This is a genomic window from Micromonospora acroterricola (assembly GCF_003172955.1).
Classification (GTDB): Bacteria; Actinomycetota; Actinomycetes; order Mycobacteriales; family Micromonosporaceae; genus Micromonospora; species Micromonospora acroterricola.
Genome location: NZ_QGKR01000096.1, coordinates 1 through 25,482 on the forward strand (window position 1 = coordinate 1; position 25,482 = coordinate 25,482).

22 protein-coding genes and 1 pseudogene are annotated in these 25,482 nt (G+C 73.6%); 7 read left to right on the forward strand and 16 right to left on the reverse strand.

Translation table 11 applies throughout. From position 1 onward, the window contains the following. Positions 1 to 62 precede the first annotated feature (62 nt). Together DKT68_RS02550 and DKT68_RS02555 are read right to left on the reverse strand one after the other, a co-directional pair. Positions 63 to 683 carry a DedA family protein gene (locus DKT68_RS02550; RefSeq protein WP_109815818.1) on the reverse strand — a complete coding sequence of 207 codons (621 nt, stop codon included), beginning with the start codon at positions 681 to 683 and terminating at the stop codon, positions 63 to 65. 101 nt (positions 684 to 784) lie between these two features. Further along, positions 785 to 1,480 (reverse strand): class I SAM-dependent methyltransferase, encoded by a 696-nt coding sequence (locus DKT68_RS02555; protein WP_109815819.1) that lies wholly within the window; start codon positions 1,478 to 1,480, stop codon positions 785 to 787. Positions 1,481 to 1,661: 181 nt separating this feature from the next. Between DKT68_RS02555 and DKT68_RS02560 the strand changes: the two genes are divergently transcribed. After that, positions 1,662 to 1,865: a cold-shock protein gene (locus tag DKT68_RS02560; protein ID WP_007462771.1), complete on the forward strand. Its 204-nt coding sequence runs from the start codon at positions 1,662 to 1,664 to the stop codon at positions 1,863 to 1,865. A gap of 48 nt (positions 1,866 to 1,913) precedes the next feature. Here the strand turns inward: DKT68_RS02560 and DKT68_RS02565 are convergent, their stop codons facing one another. From DKT68_RS02565 to DKT68_RS02585, 5 genes are all read right to left on the reverse strand, one after another. Then, complete coding sequence (locus DKT68_RS02565) at positions 1,914 to 3,194, reverse strand: MFS transporter (RefSeq protein ID WP_109815820.1); 1,281 nt, start codon at positions 3,192 to 3,194, stop codon at positions 1,914 to 1,916. Next, complete coding sequence (locus DKT68_RS02570; RefSeq protein ID WP_109815821.1) at positions 3,191 to 3,766, reverse strand: ArsR/SmtB family transcription factor; 576 nt, start codon at positions 3,764 to 3,766, stop codon at positions 3,191 to 3,193. Before DKT68_RS02570 ends, DKT68_RS02565 begins: the two co-directional genes overlap by 4 nt. 87 nt (positions 3,767 to 3,853) lie before the next feature. Further along, positions 3,854 to 4,729 (reverse strand): hypothetical protein, encoded by an 876-nt coding sequence (locus DKT68_RS02575; RefSeq protein ID WP_109815822.1) that lies wholly within the window; start codon positions 4,727 to 4,729, stop codon positions 3,854 to 3,856. A 175-nt stretch (positions 4,730 to 4,904) separates the two neighbouring features. Continuing rightward, on the reverse strand, positions 4,905 to 6,611 hold the full coding sequence (locus DKT68_RS02580; RefSeq protein WP_109815823.1) for a CocE/NonD family hydrolase: 1,707 nt from the start codon (positions 6,609 to 6,611) through the stop codon (positions 4,905 to 4,907). 3 nt (positions 6,612 to 6,614) lie between these two features. After that, positions 6,615 to 7,130: a MarR family winged helix-turn-helix transcriptional regulator gene (locus tag DKT68_RS02585; RefSeq protein ID WP_109815824.1), complete on the reverse strand. Its 516-nt coding sequence runs from the start codon at positions 7,128 to 7,130 to the stop codon at positions 6,615 to 6,617. 125 nt (positions 7,131 to 7,255) lie between these two features. Here DKT68_RS02585 and DKT68_RS02590 point away from each other — a divergent pair, with 125 nt between their 5' ends. After that, positions 7,256 to 9,382, forward strand: a complete 2,127-nt coding sequence (locus DKT68_RS02590; protein WP_109815825.1) for an MMPL family transporter — start codon at positions 7,256 to 7,258, stop codon at positions 9,380 to 9,382. Positions 9,383 to 9,388: 6 nt separating this feature from the next. On the opposite strand, the gene DKT68_RS02595 is transcribed toward DKT68_RS02590, so the two are convergent. Next, positions 9,389 to 10,273 carry a transglycosylase SLT domain-containing protein gene (locus tag DKT68_RS02595; protein WP_109815826.1) on the reverse strand — a complete coding sequence of 295 codons (885 nt, stop codon included), beginning with the start codon at positions 10,271 to 10,273 and terminating at the stop codon, positions 9,389 to 9,391. Positions 10,274 to 10,306: 33 nt separating this feature from the next. Beyond that, entirely contained in the window at positions 10,307 to 11,716 is a 1,410-nt protein-coding gene (locus tag DKT68_RS02600) for a DedA family protein (RefSeq protein ID WP_109815827.1), read from the reverse strand. A 133-nt stretch (positions 11,717 to 11,849) separates the two neighbouring features. On the opposite strand from DKT68_RS02600, the gene typA reads away from it, so the two are divergent. Both typA and DKT68_RS02610 read left to right on the forward strand, forming a co-directional pair. Then, entirely contained in the window at positions 11,850 to 13,718 is a 1,869-nt protein-coding gene (gene typA / locus DKT68_RS02605; protein ID WP_109815828.1) for a translational GTPase TypA, read from the forward strand. A 122-nt stretch (positions 13,719 to 13,840) separates the two neighbouring features. Then, positions 13,841 to 14,701 carry a serine hydrolase gene (locus DKT68_RS02610; RefSeq protein ID WP_109815829.1) on the forward strand — a complete coding sequence of 287 codons (861 nt, stop codon included), beginning with the start codon at positions 13,841 to 13,843 and terminating at the stop codon, positions 14,699 to 14,701. An 83-nt stretch (positions 14,702 to 14,784) separates the two neighbouring features. On the opposite strand, the gene DKT68_RS02615 is transcribed toward DKT68_RS02610, so the two are convergent. After that, complete coding sequence (locus DKT68_RS02615; RefSeq protein ID WP_109815830.1) at positions 14,785 to 15,582, reverse strand: tyrosine-protein phosphatase; 798 nt, start codon at positions 15,580 to 15,582, stop codon at positions 14,785 to 14,787. A gap of 44 nt (positions 15,583 to 15,626) precedes the next feature. On the opposite strand from DKT68_RS02615, the gene DKT68_RS02620 reads away from it, so the two are divergent. Then, positions 15,627 to 16,724 (forward strand): mandelate racemase/muconate lactonizing enzyme family protein, encoded by a 1,098-nt coding sequence (locus tag DKT68_RS02620; protein WP_109815831.1) that lies wholly within the window; start codon positions 15,627 to 15,629, stop codon positions 16,722 to 16,724. A gap of 57 nt (positions 16,725 to 16,781) precedes the next feature. Next, complete coding sequence (locus tag DKT68_RS02625; RefSeq protein WP_109815832.1) at positions 16,782 to 17,699, forward strand: C40 family peptidase; 918 nt, start codon at positions 16,782 to 16,784, stop codon at positions 17,697 to 17,699. A 37-nt stretch (positions 17,700 to 17,736) separates the two neighbouring features. Here DKT68_RS02625 and DKT68_RS02630 read toward each other — a convergent pair whose 3' ends face one another. The 3 genes from DKT68_RS02630 to pnuC all read right to left on the reverse strand — a co-directional run bounded on the left by DKT68_RS02630 (position 17,737) and on the right by pnuC (position 20,851). Then, positions 17,737 to 18,735, reverse strand: a complete 999-nt coding sequence (locus tag DKT68_RS02630; protein ID WP_109815833.1) for a TerC family protein — start codon at positions 18,733 to 18,735, stop codon at positions 17,737 to 17,739. Between the two features lie 344 nt (positions 18,736 to 19,079). Further along, positions 19,080 to 20,201: an AAA family ATPase gene (locus tag DKT68_RS02635; RefSeq protein WP_236646683.1), complete on the reverse strand. Its 1,122-nt coding sequence runs from the start codon at positions 20,199 to 20,201 to the stop codon at positions 19,080 to 19,082. Further along, positions 20,198 to 20,851 (reverse strand): nicotinamide riboside transporter PnuC, encoded by a 654-nt coding sequence (pnuC, locus tag DKT68_RS02640; protein ID WP_236646684.1) that lies wholly within the window; start codon positions 20,849 to 20,851, stop codon positions 20,198 to 20,200. Before pnuC ends, DKT68_RS02635 begins: the two co-directional genes overlap by 4 nt. 98 nt (positions 20,852 to 20,949) lie before the next feature. On the opposite strand from pnuC, the gene DKT68_RS02645 reads away from it, so the two are divergent. After that, positions 20,950 to 21,243 carry an antibiotic biosynthesis monooxygenase family protein gene (locus DKT68_RS02645; protein WP_109815835.1) on the forward strand — a complete coding sequence of 98 codons (294 nt, stop codon included), beginning with the start codon at positions 20,950 to 20,952 and terminating at the stop codon, positions 21,241 to 21,243. Between the two features lie 108 nt (positions 21,244 to 21,351). Here DKT68_RS02645 and DKT68_RS02650 read toward each other — a convergent pair whose 3' ends face one another. The 3 genes and pseudogenes from DKT68_RS02650 to DKT68_RS02660 form a co-directional block, all read right to left on the reverse strand. Continuing rightward, a complete protein-coding gene (locus DKT68_RS02650; protein WP_109815836.1) occupies positions 21,352 to 22,209 on the reverse strand; it encodes a helix-turn-helix domain-containing protein in 858 nt (285 codons plus the stop codon). A gap of 252 nt (positions 22,210 to 22,461) precedes the next feature. Next, entirely contained in the window at positions 22,462 to 24,570 is a 2,109-nt protein-coding gene (gene uvrB / locus DKT68_RS02655) for an excinuclease ABC subunit UvrB (RefSeq protein WP_109815837.1), read from the reverse strand. Positions 24,571 to 24,632: 62 nt separating this feature from the next. Next, positions 24,633 to 25,482: pseudogene (locus tag DKT68_RS02660) on the reverse strand (hypothetical protein); the annotation flags it as partial.

The following is a 25,482-nucleotide window of genomic DNA, read 5'->3' on the forward strand; positions in this document are numbered from 1 at the left end:
GCCCCGCACCACCCACCCGAGCGTGCGGGCGCACCCCCGCGCCCGCCGTCGGGCCGACCCGGTCAGGGCGTCGGCGTCCCGGTGACCGCCCGCAGCCGGCGCCGGGTGCCCAGCAGCACCACGGCGGCGAGCACCACCCCGACCCCCATGGTGACCAGCAACGGGCTGGACTCCCCCGGCAGCAGCCCGGCCAGCGAGCGGGACGCGGTGCCCAGCGCCAGGTAGAGACCCGCCCAGGCCGCCGCGCCGAGTGCCGCGAAGCCGAGGAACCGCCGGTACGACATCCGCAGCCCACCTGCGGCCAGCGGCAGCAGCGCGTTGAACACCGGCAGGAACGGCGCGACCACCACCATCCGGCCACCACCGCGGCGCAGGATCCCCTCCGCGGCCGCCCAGCGTTCCTCACCGATCCAGTCGCCGATCCGACTGCGGCGCAGCCGATCCCCGTACCGGCGGCCGACGAGGAAGCTCAACGACCAGCCGACCAGGCAGCCGACCAGCACCGCGGTGAAGGTGGCGAGCCCGGTGGCCGGGCGGCCGACCCCGACGGCGGCGAGGATCGCCACGTCGCCGGGGATCAGGACGCCCAGCAGCGGGACGGCGTCGAAGAGCATGACCAGCCCGAGCGTGCCCATCAGCAGCAGGATGGGGAGTTCTCCGACCTGGGCCAGCCATTGCGTCATGCCCCGTACGCTATGGCCCCCGCACCACCGTGGACATCAGGTCGCACCCCCCAGCGACCCCTGGTATCCGCATCGGGGTCGCCCCTGAGGCTGCCCCGGCCTCAGGCGGGTCGCAGCACCTGCACGCGCCGTAGCGACGAGTCGACCGACGGTTCGGTGGTGGGCACCGGATAGTCGGCCAGCACCGTCAGACGGTCCGCCGGCAGGTGCCCGCGGCCGGGGTCGCCGACCAGCACCTCGGCGCCGCCGGCGGCGGCCCGCTGGAGGAACGGCAACATGCGGTCGGCCATCGTGCGGCTGTAGAAGACGTCCCCGGCGACGATCAGGTCCGCCTCCGCGCCGGCGCTGTCGAGCAGGTCGTCCCCGGTGGCGTGGACGGCCACCCGGTTGGCCCGCGCGTTGAGAACGACGGAGGCCACGGCGTACGGGTCGATGTCGTTGGCGACCACCTGCGCGGCGCCGGCCAGCGCGGCGGCGATGGCCACCAGCCCCGACCCGGCGGCGAGGTCGAGCACCCGCCGGCCGGCGACCAGCTCCGGGTGGTCGAGCAGGTGGCGGGCCAGTGCCTGGCCACCGGCCCAGGCGGAGGCCCAGTACGGCGGCGGCAGGGCGTGCCCGACGGCCGCCTCCATCCGGGCCCACCAGACGATCGCGTCCTCGGCCAGGTGCAGCCGCACCTCCGGGACGAAGGGAGTGGGCACCAGCCGGAGCCGGTCCAGCCCGCCGCCGGGCGCGTCGATCTCGCGCTCCAGCTCGGACAGCGCGGTGGCTGCGGCTCCTCTCATCGGCGCAAGCATGCCGCAGTGGAGGATGATCGGGGCGCGTTTCACGTGCCGGCGCGCAGAGTTCACCCGACTTCACTCAAACACCTACGGCACTTCGGCCGGCGGATCGGCGTTTCGCCCGTTACTGTCGGACAGGTACGGGCGATCATCGGCCACAGGCCGAGGGTCAGCCGCTTTGAACAGGGAGAGATGCATGGCAACCGGCACGGTTAAGTGGTTCAACTCGGAAAAGGGCTTTGGCTTCATCGAGCAGGACGGCGGAGGGCCGGACGTGTTCGTCCACTACTCCGCCATCGCCTCGAGCGGCTACCGGGAGCTCAACGAGGGCCAGAAGGTCGAGTTCGAGGTGACCCAGGGGCAGAAGGGTCCGCAGGCGGACAACGTCCGCCCGATGTAGCTCCGTGCCGGTGGCGGCGGCCGGTCCCCGGCCGCCGCCGCAGCGCACTCAAGACGCCGCCGGGGCGGCGGGCAGGTCCCGCCGCCGCCGGATCGGCCCGATCAACAGAATCAACGGGGTGACCGCCAACCAGGCGGTCATCACCACAATCGCGGTCCCGACGCCGTACCGCGCGCCGAGGGCACCGGACAGCACGGCCGCCAGCGGGATGGTGCCGTAGTTGAGCAGGTGCATGCTCACGGTCACCCGGCCGAGCAGGTGGTGCGGCGTGTACGTCTGCCGGAAGCTGCCCTTGACCACGTTGCCGATGGCCACACCGAGGCCGATCAGCACGCCGCCGAGGGCCGGCCAGAGCAGCCCGAGGCCGGGTGCGGCCAGCGGGATGAGCAGCGCGGGCGGGCCGGTGAGGGCCGCCCCGACCAGCATGGCCCGGGCGGTGCCGCAGCGACGGGCCAGCGCGGTGGCCAGCAGCGCGCCGACGATCCCCCCGGCGCTCATCACCGCGACGAGGACACCCACCAGGCCGGGCGCGAGCCGTAGCTCGCGGACCAGGAAGACCACGAGGACGGCCTGGTAGCCGATCAGCCCGATGTTGCTGGCCGCGCCGAAGACCGCCATCACCCGCAGGTACGGGTCACGGACGACGAAGCGCAGCCCCTCGGCGATGTCCCGGCGCAGCGATCGGGACCGGTCCGTCCGCCGGGCGCGCGGCTCGGCCGTGCGGATCCGCAGCAGGAAGGCCGCGGAGAGCAGGAACGTGACCGCGTCCAGCAGCAGCGCGGCGACCGCCCCGGTGAGCTGGGCGATGAGGCCCGCGAGGCCGGGCCCGACGACGTAGCTCGCGGTCTGGGTGGCCTGCAACTTCGCGTTGCCCTCGGGCAGGTGCTCGGGGCGGAGCAGCACCGGCAGGTATACCTGGTCGGCGGTCTCGAAGAAGACCCGCGCGGCGCCGGCGCCGAGCGCGACCAGCAGCAGGTGCCAGACGGTGAGCCGGTCCAGCGCGGCGGCCAGCGGCACGCTGAGGAAGGCGAGTGCGCAGAGCACGTCGCAGGCGACCATCACGGGCCGGAGCGGCAGCCGGTCCACCCATGCCCCGGCCGGCAGGCCGATCAGCAGCCACGGCAGCCAGGCCGCGGCGGTGAGCACCGCCACCTGGAAGGTGCCGGCGTCGAGCACGGCCACCGCGACCAGCGGCAGCGCGACCGTGGTGACGTTGCTGCCGACGCTGCTCACCGCCTGGCCGGCCCAGAGCAGCCGGAAGTCCCGGTGCCGCAGCAGCCCGCCGGCCGGCCGGGCCGGGCGCGGGTCGGCGCGCGTGACCGACGTCACGGCCGGGCCGGGACGCCGTGGGCGAACACGAACACCGGCTGCCGGTCGCGGCCGTCGTCGGGCACCTCCCGGTCGCCCCAGCGGGCCAGCAGGTCGATGATCTCTTGACCCAGCTCGGCCAGCTCGTCCGGCGTGAGGTGCAGCCAGCGGTCGGTGGAGAACGGCCCGTCGTCCCAGGCGGCCTGCGCCGCCTCGTCGGCGGCGTGCCAGGCACGGGCCAGGGCGACGTGCCGGTCCAGGTTGAGCGAGGTGGCGGCGTCCGCGACCGCCCGGGCGGCCGGGTCGGCGTCGAAGTCGGTGTTGGACCAGCGGACCCCCCGGGTGACCAGCCGCCACCACCGCTCGCGCCGGTCCCGCGCCAGTTCCGGCGCCTCGCTGACGAGGTCCGCCGCGGCGAGCACCTTGAGGTGGTGGCTGACGTTCGCGGGGGCCTGGTCGGTGCGCTCGGCGAGCATGCCGACGGTCGAGGGCCCGTGCACCTTGAGCACGTCCATCAGCCGGCGGCGCAGCGGGTGTGCCATGGCGGCCAGCACCCGCGAATCGGTGACCTGGCGTACGTCGGGGCTCTCCATGCCGCCCAGCCTGTCATCCGCAACAGCAGTTGCGCAACACCTATTGCGTAACCTCTGTTGCGGATGGCCGAGCCCGATCGCCCCGGCTCAGGCGGCCAGGCGGCGGGCCAACTCGTCGGCGACCTGCCTGGCCATGGTGGGCGGGATGGCCGCCGCGATCTTCTCCGGGGTCAGCGCGGCCAGCACGCCCTGGATGATCGCCGGCTCGTCGGTGAAGTCCCGGCCGGACAACGCGGTCAGCGCCGCCTGCAGGGCGGTCACCTGCGCGCCGAGCGACTTCAGCGTCGGGTGCGCCGGCACGTAGTTGGTCGCGGTCGCGTCCTCACCCAGCGCCATCCGGGTGTAGATCTGTCCGACCGGGTTGCGACCGTCCAGCACGGTCAGGTTCTTGTGGACGGTGGCGAGCCAGGCGTGCTCTTCGGGGGTCATGTCGTTCTCCTCCAGGAGTCCGATGGAGCTGAGGTAGCGGCGGAACAGCGGCCTCTGGTCGCGGCCAGCCTTGATGGCGTCACGGAAGAAGCTGAAGTGGGTGTGCCACCGGTGTGAGCTGTCGCCGGTGCTGCGCTTGCCGAGCCGGTCCCACCGCTTCACGGTGCTTCCGTCGGGGCTGTAGATGATCTCGCGGATGTCCCTGGTGTCGGCCGCGTTCGCGACGCACTGCCCCACGCACCAGAGCGAGAAGCTGGGCAGGGTGTGCGTCCGGCCGCCAGCGGTCACCCCGAACTGGCCGACGTCCAACGCGGCCGCGTCGAGGGTCAGGCCGGCCCGGTCCCGGGGTGACTCCACCACCGAGTAGTCGTTGGTGACCACCCGGTCCGATCCACAGTGGTAGCCGCCCCGGTGTGCCGGATCACCGACGATGCCGACCTCCGCCGGCTCCAGGTCGTCCGGCCCGGGGGCGTTGTCGAGGTGGGTCAACAGAAGGGTGCGGACGGCCAACAGGTTCGCCGGGGCCCGGGTCATGGGGTCCCCCTTTCCGATGGGCGGGGGGCCGGGCACGACGTCACACCGCGTACGCGGTGCGGGGCTGCGGGGCGAGCCCGGCCTACTGGTGCACGGCGCCGGGCGTTGAGCCAACGATAGCCCGCCTCAACCGCTAATGCCCAGTTCAGGGGGGATCTGTTCACCTTGGAGATCGTCAGGAGCCAGAGTGGACGATCGGCAACCGCAGTGCCGAGGGGTACGCCGGGTCGTGCAGGACCTGCCGCCAGCCTGCACGCAGAGTCACCGCCGTGCCGAGGGGCTCGCCGGTGCCCGTGTTGCGCGCCCAGCGGGGGTGGGCACCACCGGCGACCTGCACCCGCAGCCGGTGCCCGGCGGCGAACCGGTACGCGGTCGGCCAGAGCGGCACCGGAACGCGGCGCACCCCGGACGCGTCGGCCGGGAAGCGCCCGGGCGAGACCCGCACCAGCCCGTCGCACACGTTCCACGACCGGCCCCGACGGTCCACGTCGCACAGTCGGACGAAGACGTCCAGGTGCGGCAGCTCGCTGCGGACGTGGACCTCGGCGTGCACCGGGCCGATCACCTCGACGGGCCGGTCCAGCGGGGCGCTGGTGTACGTCAGCACGTCGGGGCGGGCCTCGACGGGCTGGTTGTCCATGCGGCCGGCCCGCTGGGCCACCAGCAGCGGCCCGCCGAGCGACGGGGTGGGGTCGGCCGGGTCGTACCGGAACTCGTCCGGCGGCGAGGGGACCGGCACTCGCGCCGCCAGCTCGCCGCCCGGATGCAGGTGCCAGGCGGTGTCGACCGCCGGCGGCGGCCAGTCCGGCAGGTCCCGCCAGCTGCCGTCGGCGCCGCCCACGTACACCCGGACCGGCGCCGACCCGGCGCGGCGTGCCCGCTCCGCGGCCGACCCGGACGGCTCGGCGTGGCGTGCCCGCTCGCCCGCCCGGCCCGGTGCGGTCAGGTGTTCGTCGAGCCAGGCCAGCCCCTCGCGCAGGGCGGCCACGAACAGGCCGGGGCTGCCGTGCGTCCAGGGCCCGACGACCAGCCGCGGTCGGGCGCCGGCGGCCCGCAGGGTGGCGTGGTCGTCGAGCTGGGCCGGCAGGAAGATGTCGTGCCAGCCGGTCACCATGATCACCGGCGCCCGCACACGGGCCACCCGGTCGGCGAAGACCCGGGTACGCCAGTACGCGGCGTCCGGGGTGTGGTGACGCAGCCACTCCTGGAAGAACGGGATCGTCACCCCGGTGGCCACCCGGTCCGCTCCGGTGAGTGGCAGGTGCTCCAGCGCGGCGGCCAGCCGGGGCTGCCCGCGCTTGAGCTCCCGCTGCCGGGTCAGCCACGGCACGGTCTGCGCGTGCAGCAGCTCCGCCCAGGTCAGCACGGTGTCCAGCGCGAAGGACTCCCCCGCGTACGTCGAGTCCCGGGTGGCCGAGGCGGTCACCACCGCGACCATCGCGCGCAGGTCCTCGCCGGCGTCGGCGGCTAGCGCCCACTGGGCGAAGCCCTGGTAGCTGACCCCGAACATGCCGAGCGAACCGGCCCACCAGGGCTGGCGGCGCAGCCAGTCCAGGGTGTCCGCCCCGTCGTCGCGCTCGTGCACCAGCGGGGCGAACGTCCCGCCCGAGCCGCCCGTGCCCCGGCAGGACTGGATCACCGCGTGCCGGCCACGGGCGGCGAGCAGCCGGCCCAGCATCCGCAGCGGGCCGCCCCGCCCGTACGGGGTGCGGATCAGCACGGTGGGCGCGTCCCGGGCGGCCGGGGCGTAGTGGTCGGTACGCAGCACCACGCCGTCACGGGCCCGGACCGGGATGTCGCGGGTGACCCGCACCGGACCGGGGCGGGTCGCGGGCAGCCGCAGCGCGGCGCCGGCGAGGCGGGCGACGAGCCGGCCCGGCACCGGTCAGCCCGCGGGGCGGCGGGTCGGCTCGGGCCGGGCGGCGCGGACCGCGTCGCGGTGCGCCCGCAGCGACTCGCTCATCCGCGTCATGAACCGGTGCACCACCTCCAGCTCGTCCTCGCCGAACTGGTCCATCACCGAGTCGGTACGGGCGCCCAGCGGCTGGAAGAACTCCATGGCCAGCGCGGCCCCCTGGTCGGCGTAGTGCAGCAGCACCTTGCGCCGGTCGAGGGTGTCCCGGTCGCGGCGGATGTGACCGGCCCGCTCCAGGCGGTCGATCAGGGCGGTCACCGAGCCGGAGGAGAGGGTGAGCTGTTCACCGAGGCGGCCGGGGGTGATCGGGTCGCCGAGCAGCTCGGCGTCCATCACCGCGATCAGCGCGTTCAGGTCGGTCGGGTTGAGGCCGTGCAGGTTGGCGAACGCGTGGCCGACCTGCTGGGCGTCCACCGCGTACCGCCGGAGGTTGTTGGTGATCTCCGCGACCAGCCGCTCGCGGCGCGTGTCGCGCCGCCGGTACATGCCGTGAGTCGCCACCTCGCGCCGCTTCTTCCCGTCGTCCGTTCCCCGGGTTGCAGCATAGAACAGCCCTGGATAATCTCGGCTATCAAGATACTTGGCAATCAAAGGACCGAGGGGCATCCCTGATGTCTGCCGTCACCCGAGTCGCCCGTGGCCGCCTCGCCGCCTGGCTCACCGTGGCCGCCGCGATCGTCGTCGGCGCGGCCGTCTTCGGGTTGCCCCGGCCCGACAACCCGGCGCCGGTCTCCGCCAGCGGCCTGTCCGTGCGGTGGCAGTCGACCCAGGTGGAACGGTTGCAGGACCAGCTCCCGTCCAGCGAGGTGCAGCCGGCCATCGTGGTGGTCAGCCGGGGCGACCGTGGCGCGCTGACCGACGCCGACCGGGGCGCCGTCGCCGCCCGCTCCGACGAGCTGCGCGCCTTCGCGGTGGGCGGGCAGATCAGCCCCGCACAGGTCTCCCCGGACGGCACGGTGGCGCTCGTCGCCGTACCGCTCAGCACCGCCGGCGGTCAGGACGAGGTCACCGAGACGGTCACCCAGCTCCGCGCCGCGCTGGCGGACCTGCCCGACGGGCTCGCCGTCGACGTGACCGGCGCCCCGGCCTTCACCGCCGACCTCTCCTCGGTCTTCAACGGCGCCGACATCACCCTGCTCGCGGTGACCGCCGCCGTGGTCGCGCTGCTGCTGCTGATCACCTACCGCAGCCCGTTCCTGTGGATCGTGCCGCTGGCCGTGGTCGCGGCCACCGAGCAGCTCACGCTGCGCGCGGTGGACACGATCGTGCCGGCCGTCGGCATCACCCTCCAGCAGGGCCAGGTTACCGGCATCGCCAGCGTGCTGGTCTTCGGCGCCGCCACCGACTACGCCCTGCTGCTCATCGCCCGCTACCGGGAGGAGCTGCGCGGCGAGGAGGACCGGTTCGCGGCGATGCGCGGCGCGCTGCGCCGGACGGCCGAGCCCATCCTGGCCAGCGGCGGCACCGTGGTGCTCGGCGTGCTCACCCTGCTGCTCAGCGAGCAGGAGACGAACCGGGCTCTCGCCGTGGCCTGCGCCACGGGGGTGGTCTTCGCCATGCTCTCGGCGCTGTTCGTGCTCCCCGCCGTGCTGGTGCTCTTCGGTCGCGGCCTGTTCTGGCCGTTCGTCCCGCGGGTCGGTGGCCCGGTACGCGAGGGGCGGCTCTGGGGCCGGCTCGGCGCCGTCGTGGAACGCCGCCCGGCGCCGGTCGCGGTCCTGGCCACGCTGCTGCTCGCCGGTCTGGCGCTGGGCGGGCTGGGCATCCGCACCGGCCTGTCCGAGACCGAGCAGTTCCGGGCCGAGCCCGAGGCGGTCGTCGGCGCGCAGACCCTGGCCCGGGCGTTCCCCGCCGGCACCACCCAGCCGGTGGCCGTGCTCACCAGCCCGACGGCGGTGCGGGCGGTCACCGACGCCGCCTCCACCGTGCCGGGGGTCGCCTCGGCCCGCCCCGGCGCCGCCGGCCAGGAGGTCGCCCAGGTCGACGTGGTGCTGGCCTCCGAACCCGGCACCACCGCCTCCGACCGCACCATCGAGACGCTGCGCGACGCGGTCGCCGCCGTCCCCGGCTCGGCGCCTCCCGCGCCCGAGGGCGCCGACGCGCCGTCCGGGGCGATCGTCGGTGGCAGCGTTGCCGCCACGTACGACTCCGAGGAGGCCAACGACAAGGACCTGCGGCTGATCCTGCCGATCATCCTGTTGCTGGTCGGCGCGGTGCTCGTGCTGCTGTTGCGGGGCCTGCTCGCACCGGTGCTGCTGGTGCTCACCGTCATCGCGTCGTTCTTCGCGAGCCTCGGTGCGGCGTGGCTGCTGTTCGACCACGTGCTGGGCTTCCCGGCCCTGGACAGCGGCGTGCTGCTGCTCGCCTTCGTGTTCCTGGTGGCGCTCGGCGTGGACTACAACATCTTCCTGGTCACCCGGGCCCGGGAGGACGCGCGCCGCGCGGGCACCCGCGACGGGATGCTCTCCGCGCTGCGGGTCACCGGCGGGGTGATCACAAGCGCCGGCGTGCTGCTCGCCGCGGTCTTCGCCGTCCTCGGCGTGCTGCCGCTGATCACGTTGACCCAGATCGGCGTCATCGTCTGCGTCGGCGTCCTGCTGGACACCCTGCTGGTCCGCACGGTCCTGGTGCCGGCGCTGGCGTTCCTGCTGGGTGACCGCTTCTGGTGGCCCCGCCGGATCACGCGGGAGCCGGCGGCGGACGTGCCGGCGCCGCCGGAGCCGATCGCCGCCCGCGACTGACCGTGCTCAGTAGCCCAGGCAGACGCACTCGGTCATCAGCGCCCGCACGTTGCGCACGTAGGACGGGTTGGGGATCCGCAGCGGCTCACCCTCCTGGGCCACCGCCCCGTGCCCGAAGTTGTACGCGGAGATGACCGCGTTGAGCAGACACGAGTCCAGCTCGGCGGTGCACAGGCCGGCGTCGAGCCGGAAGTCGGACTCGAAGTACATGTCGCCGATGTACTTGGTCAGCCAGGCCAGGTAGTTGGCGCCCAGATAGGCGTTGTCCCGGTAGTCGTCGATCTCGTAGCTCTGCTCGAACCGCTGGTTCATCCAGGTGGCGGTGGCCGGCATCACCTGCATCAGCCCGACGCCGCCGTCGCAGGCGTAGATGTTGGACTGCCAGCCGCTCTCCTGCCAGGCGGTCGCCTTGACCAGGTCCAGCGGGATCTTGATCTCCGGCGCGGAGGTGGGCCAGTAGGTGCGGGCAGCGGCGTCGGCCAGCGCCGCCTTCGCCTCGGCCCGGGTCGCCTGGGTGCCCTTGTAGCTGGGCTTGCAGGAACTGGGCGCAGGCTTCGGCGGCGCCGGCGGGACCTTGGTCTCGGTGGGCGGTTTGGCCACCGCGCGCGGCTTCGGCGCGGGGCCGGACGTGCGGGTCGGCTTCTTCGTCGGCCTGGGGGTCGGCGAGGCGGTGCGGCTCGGCGCGACGCCCATCGACGCCACCCCGGTCACCGACGGGCTCGGCTCCACGGCGGCCTCGTCGTCCGGGGCGTCCGTCGGCGCCTCCGTGACCGCGACCGGCGCGGCCTCGTCCCGCGGGCGCTCGCCCCGGTCGGCGCAGCCGACCATCGTGCCCCCCAGCAGGAGCCCGGCGAGTACCACGGCGCCCAACCGACCGGTCCGTCCACGCATGTCGTTCCTCCCCCGTGTGACCGTCGCCGCACCCTAGCAAGGTTCGGCCGGCCGGCGAGGCCCCTGCTGCGGCGGCTGGACCGGTTGCTCCCGGTCGCCCATCGCCCGGTCCCGGGTGGCCCACGCGACCATGAACACCACCGTCCAGAGCACCCCGAGCAGGACGGCCGCCGCGATCCCGCTCGCCGTGTCCAGCCCGAGGTAGAGCCGGGCGCCGCCGACCCCGAGCACCCCCGCTGCGGCGGCCGTCCAGGCGGCCACCGCCACCGGCCAGCGGGCGCCACGGGACACCAGCCAGGCCAGGGTGCAGAAGCTCGCGGCGACCACCGCGTTCTGGGTCGGGAACGGGACGGCCTCGCCGCCGTCCGCGCCGACTCCCGGCGACCCGGTCAGCTCGGCCACCACGGCCAGCACCAGCAGGGGCACGAACGCGCCGACCGTGCCGACCACGCTGAGCAGGTCCGCCCGCCACGGCCGGTTGCGCCACGCCAGCACCGCCGCCACCACCGCCACCAGGACGATCAGCACCCACCCGCGCAGCACGGACACCACGGCCATGGCGGCGTCGGCGGCGTCCGGGGTCCTGCGGGCGGCGAACCAGTTGCCGATCGCCCCGTCGAGCGCGGCCAGGCCGCTGTTGCGCACCACGACGGCGAGCAGGCCGGCGATGGCGAGCCCGGCGGCGAAGAGCAGCAGCAGACCCGCGGCGAGGTTGAGCAGCAGCGTCCAGGCCGGCCCGATCCGCATGGCCACGAGGAAGAACAGCACCCCGTAGCGGGCGCTGAGCCAGCGCACCGGAGGCAGCGCGCCGGCACGGGAGAACAGCGCCCGGGCCGGGTCGGGGTTGCGGCCCAGCCACCGGCCGGCGAGCACCACGCCCACCAGACCGGCCAGCAACACCAGCACCGCGCCGGTGGCCCGGCCGAGCAACCGCGAGACCGTGTCGTACGACTCACCGGCGATGTGACCGAGCAGCACCGATCCGCCCACCCAGGTCACCACGCCGGCCAGGTTCCACGGCGCGAACCGCCGGTACGGCATGCCGGCCGCGCCGGCCAGCCGGGGCACCAGGGTGCGGGCGAAGGCCACCCAGCGGGCGGCGAACACGCCCCGGCCGCCCAGCCGGGCGAGCATGGCGTCGGCCCGGCCCCACCGCTCGGGCCCGACCCGGTGGCCCAGCCCGGCTCGCAGCCGGGAGCCGTACCGCCGGCCGGCGCGGAACGCCAGCGCGTCACCGGCGACCGCGGCGGCGATCATCGCGAGCAACGCCGGGCCGAGCCGCAAGGTACCGTTGTAGGTGAGGAAACCGACGAGCAGCAGGGTAGCCTCACCCGGCACGAGCAGACCGAAGATCACCGCGGTCTCGCCCGCCACGATCAGCGCGGCGACCAGGTAGATCCACAGGGCGGGCAGACCCTGCACCATGGTCAGCAGATCGTGCACTCAGGCCCCCGGGACACGGGAGCCAGCATGCCAGCCGGGTGAACCACCGGGACAGCAGTTTCACCAGAGATCAGGGGCACCTGGGGGTGACCCCGACGCAGCCTGCGCGAGCGCAGGCGGAAGGATAGAGGGTATGCAGCTTCGCACCGACCTCCGCAACGTCGCCATCATCGCTCACGTCGACCACGGTAAGACCACCCTGGTCGACGCCATGTTGCGGCAGGCTGGCGCGTACGGCGCCCGGGGTGAGACGACCGAGCGGGTGATGGACTCGGGGGACCTGGAGCGGGAGAAGGGCATCACGATCCTGGCCAAGAACACCGGCGTGCGGTACCTGCCGGCGGACGGCTCCGACCCGGTCACCATCAACATCATCGACACCCCCGGCCACGCCGACTTCGGTGGCGAGGTGGAGCGCGGCCTGACGATGGTCGACGGGGTGGTGCTCCTGGTCGACGCGAGCGAGGGTCCGCTGCCGCAGACCCGCTTCGTGCTGCGCAAGGCGCTACGGGCGCGACTCCCGATCATCCTGGTGATCAACAAGGTGGACCGGCCGGACGCCCGGATCAAGGAGGTCGTGGACGACACCTACGAGCTCTTCCTCGACCTAGACGCCGACGAGGAGCAGATCGACTTCCCGATCGTCTACGCCTGCGCCCGCGACGGCATCGCCTCGCTGACCCAGCCCGCCGACGGCTCGGTGCCGGACGACAGCACCTCGCTGGAGCCGCTGTTCCGCACCCTGCTGGACACCATCCCGGCGCCCGCGTACGAGGACGGCGCGCCGCTGCAGGCGCACGTCACCAACCTCGACGCCTCGCCGTTCCTCGGCCGGCTGGCGCTGTGCCGGGTCCGGCAGGGCACGATCAACAAGGGCCAGACGGTCACCTGGTGCCGCACCGACGGCACCACCCAGCGGGTCCGCATCTCCGAGATGCTGATGACCGAGGGCCTGGAGCGCAAGCCGGCCGAGTCGGCCGGTCCGGGCGACATCATCGCGGTCGCCGGCATCTCCGAGATCATGATCGGTGAGACGCTGGCCGACGCGGACAACCCGGTGCCGCTGCCGCTGATCACCGTCGACGAGCCGGCCATCTCGATGACCATCGGCACCAACACCTCGCCGCTGGTCGGCCGGGTCAAGGGCTCCAAGGTCACCGCCCGGATGGTCAAGGACCGGCTCGACAAGGAGCTGGTCGGCAACGTCTCGCTGCGGGTGCTGCCCACCGAGCGGCCGGACGCCTGGGAGGTGCAGGGCCGCGGTGAGCTGGCGCTGGCCATCCTGGTCGAGCAGATGCGCCGGGAGAGCTACGAGCTGACCGTCGGCAAGCCGCAGGTGGTCACCCGCGAAATCGACGGCAAGACCTGCGAGCCGGTCGAGCGGCTGACCATCGACGCGCCGGAGGAGTACCTGGGCGCGATCACCCAGCTGCTGGCCACCCGCAAGGGCCGCATGGAGCAGCTGGTCAACCACGGCACCGGATGGATCCGGATGGAGTGGCTGGTCCCGGCGCGCGGCCTGATCGGCTTCCGCACCGAGTTCCTCACCGACACCCGGGGCACCGGCATCCTGCACCACGTCTTCGAGTCCTACGAGCCGTGGTTCGGCGAGCTGCGTACCCGCAACAACGGCTCCCTGGTCGCCGACCGGGCCGGCGCGGTCACCGCCTTCGCGATGATCAACCTGCAGGAGCGCGGCCAGCTCTTCGTCGACCCGACCACCGAGGTGTACGAGGGCATGATCGTCGGGGAGAACTCCCGCTCCGACGACATGGACGTCAACATCACCAAGGAGAAGAAGCTCACCAACATGCGGGCGTCGACCTCCGACGAGACCGAGAAGCTGATCCCGCCGCGCAAGCTGTCGCTGGAGCAGGCGCTCGAGTTCTGCCGCGAGGACGAGTGCGTCGAGGTCACCCCAACCGCCGTGCGGATCCGCAAGGTGGTGCTCGACCAGCAGCAGCGCGGTCGGGCGGCGGCCCGCCGCAAGCACGCCGGCTGATCCCACCAGCACCCGGCACCGGGCGCGTCGGCCGCTTGCGGCTGGCGCGCCCGTCCGCTGTCCGGGCGGGGGTACGCGGGGCCAGCCCGCCGGCCCGTCGTTGATCGGCTACGGTCACCCGCATGACCTGGGATGATCTCGATGCCCACCTGGACAGGGTGCCCGGCACCGTCTCGGCGTACGTGGGTCGGCTGGACGCGCCGCCGACCTGGAGCCGCCACGCCGACGCCACCCACTACGCCGCCAGCACCATGAAGGTGGCGGTGCTCGCCGCGCTGCACCGCGCCGCCGAGGCCGGCACGTTGGAGCTGGACGCGCCGGTCCCGGTGGTCAACGAGTTCGACTCGGCCCAACCCGGCGCGCCCCGGTTCTCCTGCGCACCGCACTACGACAACGACGACGCGGTCTGGGACCGGGTGGGCGGCACGGCGTCGCTGCGCTGGCTCGCCGACCGGATGATCGTGCGATCCAGCAACCTGGCCACGAACCTGGTCATCGGGCACGTGGGGCTGCCCGCGGTGGCCGAGGTGTGGTCGCTGGCCGGGGCCCGGCACAGCGTCACCGGCCGGGGCATCGAGGACTTCGCCGCCCGCGAGGCCGGCATCACCAACCTGGTCACCGCCCGCGACCTGGCCGCCGTGCTCGGCGCGCTGGCCACCGGGGCCGCCAGCCCCGGCCGGCTCGCCTCGCCGGCCGGCTGCACGGCCATGCTGGACGTGCTGCTCGCCCAGGAGCACCGCGAGGACCTCGCCGCCGGCCTGCCCGACGGCACCCGGATCGCGCACAAGAACGGCTGGGTACGCGGCGTCCGGCACGGCGCCGGTGTGGTCCTGCCCGACGACGCCCCGCCGTACCTGATCGCCGTCTGCACCACCACGGACCTTGCCGACGGCGGTGCCAGCGGCGACGAGGTCGAGGACGACGCCTGCCGGCTGATCGCCCACGTCTCGGCGCAGGTCTGGGCCGCCCGTCACCAGCTCTGACCGGCACCCGCGAGGCCGCTCGCGCCCGACCCGGCGCCGCGACACCTGATGGCTGCCGACATGGTCGGGCCGCCCGGCGCCGGTCACTCCAGCAGGTGCTCCCGCAGCGCCGTCAGGGTCTCGTCGGTCAGCCCGAGCCCGTCGCGCAGGTAGGCGTCGAACGAGCCGTGCACCCGACGCACCTCCCGGTAGCCGGCGTCGAGATACTCCGGACGGACCTCCAGCACCGGCAGCACCGCGTCGACGTCCAGCTCGGGCTGGCGGCGCCGCATCGCCTCGACGATCACCGCGCGCAGGCTGTCGGTCAGCGCGTTGTTGCGCAGGTACTCCTCCCGGATCGTGGCCTCGTCCACCCCCAGCGCGGTCAGCAGGATGGCGGTCAGCCAGCCGGTGCGGTCCTTGCCGGCCGAGCAGTGGTAGACCAGCGGCAGGTTCTCCGGCCGGGCGGCCAGCCGCACGGCCTCGGCGAAGCCCGCCCGCGCCGACTCGCCGGTGACGAACCACCGGTAGATCTCCGCCATCGCGCCCGCCGTGCCCTGCCGGGCCAGCTCCGCGTACGCGTTCAGGTCGTGACCGAGCAGCACCGCCGAGACGTACGTGAAGACCGGGTGCTCCGGGTCGTGCACCGGCAGGTGCACCACCCGCGGCTCGCCGACCAGCCGGTCCGGCGGGGCCACCCCGATCTCGGCGCCGTCGCGCAGGTCGAGCACGCAGGCCGGGCCCAGCTTCGCGAGCACCGGCAGGTCCTCGTCGGTGAGGCGGCCCAGCGCCGGAGTCCGGATCAGCCGCCCGACGCGTACCCGGCGGCCGTCGGCGCCGACCAGGCCGCCCAGGTCACGTGCGTTCGGCGCGCCCACCATCTCCCAGTCCCGCCCGCTCATCCGGTCTCCCCTCCCGCCGCGTCCCTGCGTATAGGGTGCCCCACATGACGATCTCGGCGGTACGCACCCACCGGGTTTCCGCCCCCTTACACACCCCGTTCGTCACCGCGCTGCGCCGCACCACCACCGTGGACACCCTGGTCGTCGAGCTGGTCGACAGCGACGGGCGGTCCGCCTTCGGTGAGGCGCCGCAGGTCTGGCAGGTCACCGGCGCGTCGGTCGGCGCATCCGAGGCGTGTGTACGGGAGATGCTCGGGCCGCTGCTCATCGGGCGCGACCCGGACGACCTGGTGGCCCGCTGCGCCGAGGTGCAGCGCGCGGTGGTGGGCAACGAGGCGGCGAAGGGCGCGGTGGACGTCGCGCTGCACGACCTGGCCGCGCGGCGGTTGGGCGTACCCCTGGTGCGGTTGCTCGGCGGCACCACCCTGCGGGTTCCCACGGACGTCACGCTGGCCGCGGGCGACGCGGTCGACCTGGCGGCGGCCGCACGGCAGCGGCAGGCCGACGGCTTCGACGTGCTCAAGCTGAAGGTCGGCACCGACGCGGCCGGCGACCTGGACCGGGTGCGGGCCGTCCGTTCCGCGGTCGGCGCCGGTGTGCGGATCCGGCTCGACGCCAACCAGGGCTGGACGCCCCGGGAGGCGGTGCGGGTGATCCGCGGCATCGAGGACGCCGGGCTCGACGTGGAGCTGGTGGAACAGCCGGTCGTGCGCTGGGACCTGGACGGGCTGGCCTGGGTCAGCGATCGGGTGTCCGTGCCGATCCTCGCCGACGAGGCGGTCTTCGGGGTCCGCGACCTGGTGGAGGTGATCCGCCGGCGGGCCGCCGACCTGGTCAACGTCAAGCTGGCCAAGTGCGGCGGGCTGCACGCGGCGCGCACCCTGCTGGAGCTGGCCAGGTCGCACGGGCTCGGCACGGTGGTCGGGTCGATGATGGAGAGCCAGATCGGCATCGGCGCGGCGGCGAGCCTGGTCGCCGCATACGGCACCACCGCGGTCGCCGATCTGGACGCCGCCTGGTGGCTGGCCTGGTCACCGGTGCGGGGCGGGCTCCGCTACGACGGTGCCACCGTGGTGCTGCCGGACGCCCCCGGCCTGGGCATCACCGGCCTCGCTGAAGCAAAGGTGCAGCGCTCCGGTTGATGATCGTTGGTTTCTTTCATAGGCTTTCTCGGGAGCGGACACGAGCTGGGGGTTGACGTGGAGCTGCAGCCGGGCCGCGAGGCCGTCGTCCGGGTCGCGGTGGCGACACTGTGGACCGCTCCCGAGGCGGTCCGTCCGATCGACCAACCGGCGCTCGCCACGCGCGCCGACATCCCCGCCTGGGTCTCCGGCATGGACACCGACCAGCTGGTCGGCGACTGCGTGCTGAGCCAACTGCTGCTGGGCGAGCGGGTGCTCATCAGCGAGCTGCGCCCGGACGGGTGGGCACGGGTGGTCGCCGTCGAGCAACCGGCCGCGAAACTGGACCCGCGGGGCTACCCGGGCTGGCTACCCGCCGACCAGCTCGCCCCCGTCGACCCGGCCGTCACCGGCGGCACGCTGGTGGTGGACGCCACGGTCACCGGGCTGCGCGCCGCGCCGAACGGGCCGGTCGTGCTGCCGGGCGTGGTCGTCGGCACCCGCCTCGTCCCGGCGGGTCCGCCGCGCGACGGCTGGCAGCCGGTGCACGTCCCCGGTCAGCCCGCGCCGCTCTGGCTGCCCGACGGCCAGCTGACCGCGGCGCCGGCCGAGCCGCCCAGCGCCGCCGACGTGCTCGCGGTGGCGCAGCGGCTGCTGCACGTGGTCTACGTCTGGGGCGGGCTCTCCGCGTACGGCATCGACTGCTCGGGCCTGGTGCACCTGGCCTGGCGCCGGTTCGGGGTGCTGCTCCCCCGCGACGCCGACGACCAGGCCCAGGCGACCACCCCGCTGCCGCTGGGCGCGGAACGGCCCGGCGACCTCTACTTCTTCGCCCGGCCCGGCCGGAAGATCCACCACATCGGCATCGTGACCGCCGTCCCCGGCGACCACGAGAACCGGCGGATGCTGCACGCCTGCTACCGGCGGCGGCGGGTGGTCGAGGAGCTGCTGCCGGCCGACCGGACCGCCACCCTGGTCGGCGTGCACCGGGTCTGACCGGCCGGGCGCGTCCCCGCACCCGGCCGGCGACGACTCAGCCCCGGGCCTCGGCCAGCTCGCGACGCCGGTCCCGGGCGGACTTGACCAGGCTGGCGATCGTGGCGACGAGCAGGGTGCCGAGGATGACCAGCAGGGACAGCCAGATCGGGATGTGCGGCGCCCACCCCACGTGCTCCCCGCCGTTGATGAACGGCAGGTTGTTGTCGGCCAGCGCCTCCAGCACCAGCTTGACCCCGATGAAGCCGAGCACCACGGCCAGCCCGTAGCTCAGGTAGATCAGCCGGTCGAGCAGGCCGCCGAGCAGGAAGTAGAGCTGGCGCAGACCCATCAGCGCGAAGACGTTCGCGGTGAAGACCAGGTACGGCTCCTGGGTGATGCCGAAGATCGCCGGGATCGAGTCCAGAGCGAAGATCAGGTCGGTGGTGCCGATCGCGATCATGACGATCAGCATCGGGGTGAAGAGCCGCCGGCCGGCCGAGTGCGTGGTCAGCTTCGCGCCGTCGTAGTCCTTGGAGATCGGCAGCGCCTTGCGGCTCCACCGGATCAGCAGGTTCTCGGAGAACTCGTCCTCGTTGGGCTCGCCCTGCCGCGCCAGGTTGACGGCGGTGTAGATGAGGAACGCGCCGAAGATGTAGAAGACCCAGGAGAACTGCGAGATCAACGCGGCGCCGGCGGCGATGAACCCGCCGCGCATCACCAACGCCAGCACGATGCCGACCAGCAGCACCTTCTGCTGGTACTGCCGGGGCACCCCGAAGCGGGCCATGATGATCACGAAGACGAAGAGGTTGTCCACCGAGAGGCTGTACTCGGTGAGCCAGCCGGTGTAGAACTGCCCGGCCGAACTCGCCCCGGAGGTCAGCCAGACGCCGACGCCGAAGAGCAGGGCCAGGCCGACGTAGAAGGCGACCCAGAGACTCGACTCGCGCACACTCGGCTCGTGCGGGCGCCGACCGATGATCAACAGGTCGACGAGCAGAACCGCAGTCAGTGCGACGAGGGTCCCCGCCCACACCAATCCGGACACGTCCAACGTTCATTCCTCCGGCAGACACGCGGCGTCGGGCACACCGTACGCCCATGACGGGGCCGGCGTGCCGCTGACGCTCACTCTGGTGACTGTCGGAGGTCTCTTCCGCCGCCGCCCTGAGCAGGGCGGCGACCGACGGGCCGGGTCGGGGCCGCCGAGAATCCGGCGGTCGACCGTGCTGACGACTCCGTCGCGGGGGAATACTCCCCTCCTCAACGACCATTGTTCCCCACCACGCCGCGTGATCGCACTCCGGGCAGCCGGTGTCACCGGCCACCCGGCAGCCGGGAATACCGTAGGACACACCGCGTCCGGCGTCCTAGGAGGCTAGTGCGTGTCGGGTGCGGCTAGTGCGTGTCGGGTGCGACGAGCGGGTCCGCGAGCGACCAGCCGACGGCGAGCAGCGCGTCGCACGCCTCCACCGCCCGGGCCAGCCGCTCGGCGTGCGGGCCGGCCAGCTCCACCACCGGCACACCGCACCCGGCCAGCTCGGTCCGGAACCGCTTCGTCATCCACCCCCGCAGGTGCTCGCCGTCGCGCAGCCCGTCGTCGGCGAACGGCACGCCCCGGTGGTCGGTCAGCAGGTACAGCGCCGGCCGGCGCGCGGCGGCCCGCACCTCCGCCGACGCGCTGCCGAGGTAGCGCTCCTCCCAGATCGCGGTGGCCCGCGCGTCCGTGTCGCAGAACAGCAGCGGCCCGGACGAGCGGGCCGCAGCGTCCTCGGCCGCCTGCTGCTCACGGACCACCGTGCGGAAGTCGCCCCGGTCCCAGGTGACGTCGAAGACGCTCGCGCCGGGCGAGCGCTCGCGCAACCGGGCCAGCTTGCGGGCGGTCAGCTCCCGGCCGTACTCCGGCACCCAGCCGGTGCCGAAGTGCGCGGCGAGCGCCGCGGCCATCGTGGTGGTGCCGGTCGACTCCGCGCCGACCACCACCACCCGCCGGACGAACCAGGCCCGCACCGGCGGGCTCAGCCACCGCCAGTGACCCGCCGGGTCCGCGCGCACCGCCGTGCCGGAGACCGGCAGGGTCCGCCGGTCCGGATCCACCGACACGGGTACGGCGTCGAAGCGGCGGGCCAGCTCCGCGCCGTACGCCTCCGAGGAGAAGACCGCGTCCACCGCCCCCGGGCCCACCGCCGCGCGGAACACCGCGCAGTGGGCGTCCCAGGCCTCCGGGTCGGCGTAGTCCACCCGATGGTCGTCGTACCGGCCGACGAACCGGACCCACGGGCTGTCCGCGTGCACCTCCCGCAGCCACTCCAGCCGCGTCCGGAGCGGGATCGACTCGCGGCGCGAGGGCGCCACCACCACGGTGACCGTGGCGCAGCGTGCGGCGGCCGCCGCGATCAGCGCGTGGTGCCCGGCGTGGGGCGGATAGAACTTCCCCACCACCATCCCGTGCCCGAACTCCGCGGTGGTCGCCCGCGCCGGCGATGGCGCCGACGGGCGGCCGGGTGCCCGGGCGGTCATGCGGTGACCGGGGCCGGGCCGGGCGGAACCGGGGCCGGCCGGGCGGCGCGGCGCAGGTCGGCCCGCCACGCGCGCAGCCCCAGCACGCAGAGCGCGAGGAAGACCACGTACAGGACGGCGGTCAGGTGCAGGCCCTTGTACGCGTAGAGCGGGATGTAGACCAGGTCGGCGGCGATCCACAGCCACCAGCTCTCCACCCGCTTGCGGGTCTGCCCGTACGTGGCCAGCAGGGACAGCGCCGTCGTCAGCGCGTCCGGCAGCGGCACCGTGGAGTCGGTGGCCCGGTCCAGCAGGGCCCAGAGCGCACCCGTGAGCACCACACCGACGACGGCGAGCGTCAGCCACTCCCGGCGCCCGGTCCGGCTCACCGTGAGCCGGGTCCGCCGCTCCCCGCCGAACAGCCAGTGCCACCAGCCGTAGCAACCGAGCGCCACGTAGACGACCTGGAGCCCGGCGTCGGCGTACAGGCCGGCGGTCCAGAACAGCAGCATGAGCAGCAGCACGTTGGCGATGCCGACCGGCCAGTTCGCGAGCCGCTGCCGGGCCACCAGCCAGACGTTCAGCACCCCCGTGGCGAACCCCAGCAGCTCCGCCCAGGTGGTGCCGGTGCCGGCCAACTGGAACGCGGTGCCGGTGAGCCAGTCGATCATCACAGTGCCCTCCCGGGCCCCCACCCTAGGGCCACCGTCGACGCCGGAACAGACCCCACGACACCGCCCGGCCCGCCCACCGTGGGAGGCTGTCCGGCATGGTGCTTGAGGTCGCGCTGATCGACGTACTGCCCGGACACGAGGACGCCTTCGCCCAGGCGTACGCCCAGGGTCACCCGGTGCTCGCCGGGACGCCCGGCTGCCGGTCGGTGCGGATGACCCGGGGGATCGAATCCCCGACCCGGTTCGTGCTGCTGGTCGAGTGGGACTCGGTCGAGGCGCACGAGGACAACTTCCGGGCCACCGAGCGGTTCGAGCAGTGGCGCGCGCTGATCGGCCCGCACTTCGCCGGGCCGCCTGTCGTCGAGCACTTCGTCGACGTACCGGCCTGAGTGGAGCTGTCGTACCCGACGGTTAGCGTGCCCACCGCACGCGGCGGCCGCCGGTCCCGACGGGCTCGGGGGCGCCGGGCCCGGTGGTCGCGCGGCACCCCCGTGCCCTCACTCGCCGACGCGGCGGGCCAGCGCGGTGACCGTCTCCTCCGGTGACAGCGCGGCGGCCAGCAACGCCTCCGTCATCCGCTCGTACCGGTCGACGTCGAGCGCGGTGGCCAACCGGACGTCGGTGGTCAGCGCCTCCAGCATCACCGTCCGCGGGTCCGCCGGGTCCGGAAAGGCATACCAGGAGTACGGGGTGAGCGGGTGCAGCCCGCCGCCGGCCACCCCGCGTGGCAGCAGCCGCACCGTGACGTGGGCCAGCCCGGTCACCGCGACCAGGTGCCGCAGTTGCTCGCGCCACACCGAGACCGGCAGGTCACCGGGGTCGCAGACCGCCTCGGCGAGCACCACCGTGTAGCGCGGCGGGTCCGCGCGGCGCAGCACCTCCTGCCGCATCGCCCGGGCGCGCACCTCGGCCTCCACATTGACCTCCGGCGTGAGCAGGGCGCCGGCGGCGACCCGCAACCGGGCGTACGCCGGAGTCTGGAGCAGCCCCGGCACGACCGCGGGCTGGTACTCCACGATGTGGGCGGCACCAGCCTCCAGCTCGGCGTAGGTGCGCTGCCGCTCGCTCATCTCGCCGAGCGTCTTCCACCAGCCGCGGCTGGTGGCGGCGTCCCGGGCGATCACGATCAGCGCGTCCCGGGCCGGCGCCGGCACCTGGTAGACGTCGAGCAGGTCCAGCACGTCGGCGAGGTCCGGTCGGCTCTGACCCAGCTCGATGCGGGACAGCTTCGACGTCGAGGCCCAGCCCAGCCGGTCGCAGACCTGCTCCAGGGTCAGCGCCTCGCTGCGGCGTAGCTGGCGCAGCTCGGCGCCGAGCCGCGCACGTCGAATGACAGGACTCGTTGGCAACGGCATCCCCGCCTCCCCACCGAGGGAGAGTACGCAGGACGATCACCCAGTGCAATACCACGCTCGCGCACCGCAACCGTGCCGATCACGCCGCTCACCGGCCAAACCGGCCTCCAGCTGCCCTTACGCTCGCCGACGGCATTCCCGGCCCGGTTGAGTCCCGTCGAGGGGTTCCACCGCCGTCAAGCCGACCGCCCTTCCCGTGCCCCCGTCGGCTACGCCCACGCGGTACGCGGGCCGTGGCCGCCGGGCTGGTCGTCACTTCACGCCGGCGGCGTCCATGCCGCGCAGCTCCTTCTTCAGGTCGGAGACCTCGTCGCGGATCCGGGCAGCCAGCTCGAACTGGAGCTCGCGGGCGGCCGCCAGCATCTGGTCGTTGAGCTCCTGGATGAGCTGGGCGAGGTCGGCGCGGGCCATCCCCTCCCGGGAGGGCGTGGTGGCGGCGGCCCGACTCCGGCTGCGGGTCTCCTTCACCGGCGCCTTGCCCCGGGAGAGCTGGCGCACCGCGCCGCCGACCCGCGAGTTCTCGGTGTCCTCCGCCTCGCGGTAGATGTCGTCCAGGATGTCGTGGATCTTCTTGCGCAGTGGCTCCGGGCTGATGCCGTTCGCCTCGTTGTGCGCGATCTGCTTGGCCCGACGCCGGTCGGTCTCGTCGATCGCGGACGCCATCGACGGGGTGATCTTGTCGGCGTACATGTGCACCTGGCCGGAGACGTTACGGGCGGCCCGGCCGATGGTCTGGATCAGTGACCGACCGCTGCGCAGGAAGCCCTCCTTGTCGGCGTCGAGGATCGCCACCAGCGACACCTCGGGCAGGTCCAGGCCTTCGCGGAGCAGGTTGATGCCGACGAGCACGTCGTACTCGCCCTTGCGCAGCTCGCGCAGCAGCTCCACGCGACGCAGGGTGTCGACCTCCGAGTGCAGGTAACGCACCCGGATGCCGTTCTCCAGCAGGTAGTCCGACAGGTCCTCGGCCATCTTCTTGGTCAGCGTGGTGACCAGCACCCGCTCGTCCCGCTCGGTGCGCAGCTTGATCTCGTGCATCAGGTCGTCGATCTGGCCCTTGGTCGGCTTGATCACGACCTGCGGGTCGACCAGCCCGGTCGGGCGGATGACCTGCTCGACGAACTCACCCTGGGCCTGCTCCAGCTCCCACGGGCCGGGGGTCGCCGAGAGGTAGACCATCTGGCCGACGCGCTCCAGGAACTCGTCGAAGCGCAACGGCCGGTTGTCGGCCGCGCTGGGCAGCCGGAAACCGTGGTCGATGAGCATCCGCTTGCGTGAGGCGTCGCCCTCGTACATGCCGCCGATCTGCGGGATCGTCACGTGCGACTCGTCGATCACCGTGAGGAAGTCGTCCGGGAAGTAGTCGAGCAGGCAGTGCGGCGGGCTGCCGGGCAGCCGCCCGTCCATGTGCATCGAGTAGTTCTCGATGCCGGAGCAGAAGCCCACCTGCCGCATCATCTCGATGTCGTAGGTCGTGCGCATCCGCAGCCGCTGCGCCTCCAGCAGCTTGCCCTGCCGCTCCAGTTCGGCCAGCCGCTCGGCCAGCTCCGCCTCGATGTCGCGGATGGCCCGCTCCATCCGCTCCGGGCCGGCCGCGTAGTGGGTGGCCGGGAAGATGACGAGCTGGTCGACCTCACGGACCACGTCACCGGTCAGCGGGTTGAGGTAGTAGAGCTTCTCCACCTCGTCGCCGAACAGCTCGACGCGGACCGCCAGCTCCTCGTACGCCGGAATGATCTCCAGCGTGTCGCCGCGGACCCGGAAGGTGCCCCGGTTGAAGGCCATGTCGTTGCGGGTGTACTGGATGTCGACCAGCCGGCGCAGCAGCTTGTCGCGGTCGAGCTCCTGACCCACCTCGATCCGGACCGCCCGGTCGAGGTACTCCTCCGGGGTGCCCAGACCGTAGATCGCCGACACGGTGGCCACCACGATCACGTCGCGGCGGGTGAGCAGCGACATCGTCGCCGAGTGCCGCAGCCGCTCGACCTCCTCGTTGATCGAGGAGTCCTTCTCGATGTAGGTGTCGGTCTGCGGGATGTACGCCTCGGGCTGGTAGTAGTCGTAGTACGAGACGAAGTATTCGACGGCGTTGTGCGGCAGCAGCTCGCTGAACTCCTTGGCCAGCTGCGCGCAGAGCGTCTTGTTCGGCGCGAGCACCAGGGTCGGGCGCTGCAGCCGCTCGATCAACCAGGCGGTGGTGGCGCTCTTGCCGGTGCCGGTCGCGCCGAGCAGCACCGAGTTGCGGTCACCGCGCCGCACCCGACGCTCAAGCTCGTCGATGGCGGCGGGCTGGTCGCCGGCCGGCTGGAAATCACTGACGACCTGGAAGCGGCTGTCCAGCCGGGGAATGTCGAGCGCCATGACATCAACGGTACGCCGGAGGTCCGACAGGAACGGCTGTCACGCCAGGTACGTGATCAGCTTCAATATTCCCATTGTGTGGCGCATGTCACCGACGCTAGGCTCTCGCTGTAGGCCGCTCGCGGCGGCCGACCGGGCCGGTGGCCCAGGCCGTCATCTCGGCCGGCCGCCCCCGGCACAGCGGTCGCAGCACCCGGCGCGTCCGGCGTGCGCACCAGTGTGGTCGCGCTCGAGGCGCAGACCGGCCGCCGCGAGCGCCCCTGCTCGCACCGCCGGCCACTCCCGTTCGTCACCCGGGGCCGTCCCGCCCGTTTCACATCGGTGGACACCTCCCCGAACCCGCCGCCCGAGACCGACCCCGCGGTCCCGTCCCGGCCCGGCGGCACCCCCGCGGACCCCGGGCTCCCGGCCCGGCCCGGCGGCACCGCCGCCGACCCGGGGAGCGAGTCCCGGCGCGGCCGCAGCGGCCGGCCCGGCACACCGGCCGCCGGCCGGCTCAGCACCGGTCGCCACCGCACGGGCGCGGCCGACACCAGCGGCCGCGAGGCCGACTCCACGGGCAGGTCCACGGCCGCGAGGCGGTCCACGCCCACCACGAAGCCCGCCCGTGCGGCGGCACCGGCATCGCCCAGCAGCCGGTCCACCAGCTCGCGCCGGGCCGGCGCCGGCCGGGCCGCCGACACGTCCACCACCAGTCGGTCCAGCACGTCGCCCCGAAACGGCACCGACCGGGCCGCCGACGCGTCGACCACCAGTCGGTCCAGCACCTCGCCCCAAGACGGCACCGACCGGGCCGCCGACGCGTCGACCACCGCGCGCCGGACCGGCACCGGACAGACCGCCGACACGCCCGCCGCATCCCGCCGGGCCGGCACCCGCCGGGGCGCACCAGCCACCGGCCCGGTCCCCGAC

Coding starts and splice junctions, on each gene's coding strand:
- DKT68_RS02550 (WP_109815818.1), bottom strand. CDS start 683: ATGACGCAATGGCTGGCCCAGGTCGGAGAACTCCCCATCCTGCTGCTG.
- DKT68_RS02555 (WP_109815819.1), bottom strand. CDS start 1,480: ATGCTTGCGCCGATGAGAGGAGCCGCAGCCACCGCGCTGTCCGAGCTG.
- DKT68_RS02560 (WP_007462771.1), top strand. CDS start 1,662: ATGGCAACCGGCACGGTTAAGTGGTTCAACTCGGAAAAGGGCTTTGGC.
- DKT68_RS02570 (WP_109815821.1), bottom strand. CDS start 3,766: ATGGAGAGCCCCGACGTACGCCAGGTCACCGATTCGCGGGTGCTGGCC.
- DKT68_RS02575 (WP_109815822.1), bottom strand. CDS start 4,729: ATGACCCGGGCCCCGGCGAACCTGTTGGCCGTCCGCACCCTTCTGTTG.
- DKT68_RS02585 (WP_109815824.1), bottom strand. CDS start 7,130: ATGTACCGGCGGCGCGACACGCGCCGCGAGCGGCTGGTCGCGGAGATC.
- DKT68_RS02590 (WP_109815825.1), top strand. CDS start 7,256: ATGTCTGCCGTCACCCGAGTCGCCCGTGGCCGCCTCGCCGCCTGGCTC.
- DKT68_RS02595 (WP_109815826.1), bottom strand. CDS start 10,273: ATGCGTGGACGGACCGGTCGGTTGGGCGCCGTGGTACTCGCCGGGCTC.
- typA (WP_109815828.1), top strand. CDS start 11,850: ATGCAGCTTCGCACCGACCTCCGCAACGTCGCCATCATCGCTCACGTC.
- DKT68_RS02610 (WP_109815829.1), top strand. CDS start 13,841: ATGACCTGGGATGATCTCGATGCCCACCTGGACAGGGTGCCCGGCACC.
- DKT68_RS02615 (WP_109815830.1), bottom strand. CDS start 15,582: ATGAGCGGGCGGGACTGGGAGATGGTGGGCGCGCCGAACGCACGTGAC.
- DKT68_RS02620 (WP_109815831.1), top strand. CDS start 15,627: ATGACGATCTCGGCGGTACGCACCCACCGGGTTTCCGCCCCCTTACAC.
- DKT68_RS02635 (WP_236646683.1), bottom strand. CDS start 20,201: ATGACCGCCCGGGCACCCGGCCGCCCGTCGGCGCCATCGCCGGCGCGG.
- pnuC (WP_236646684.1), bottom strand. CDS start 20,851: ATGATCGACTGGCTCACCGGCACCGCGTTCCAGTTGGCCGGCACCGGC.
- DKT68_RS02645 (WP_109815835.1), top strand. CDS start 20,950: ATGGTGCTTGAGGTCGCGCTGATCGACGTACTGCCCGGACACGAGGAC.
- DKT68_RS02650 (WP_109815836.1), bottom strand. CDS start 22,209: ATGCCGTTGCCAACGAGTCCTGTCATTCGACGTGCGCGGCTCGGCGCC.
- uvrB (WP_109815837.1), bottom strand. CDS start 24,570: ATGGCGCTCGACATTCCCCGGCTGGACAGCCGCTTCCAGGTCGTCAGT.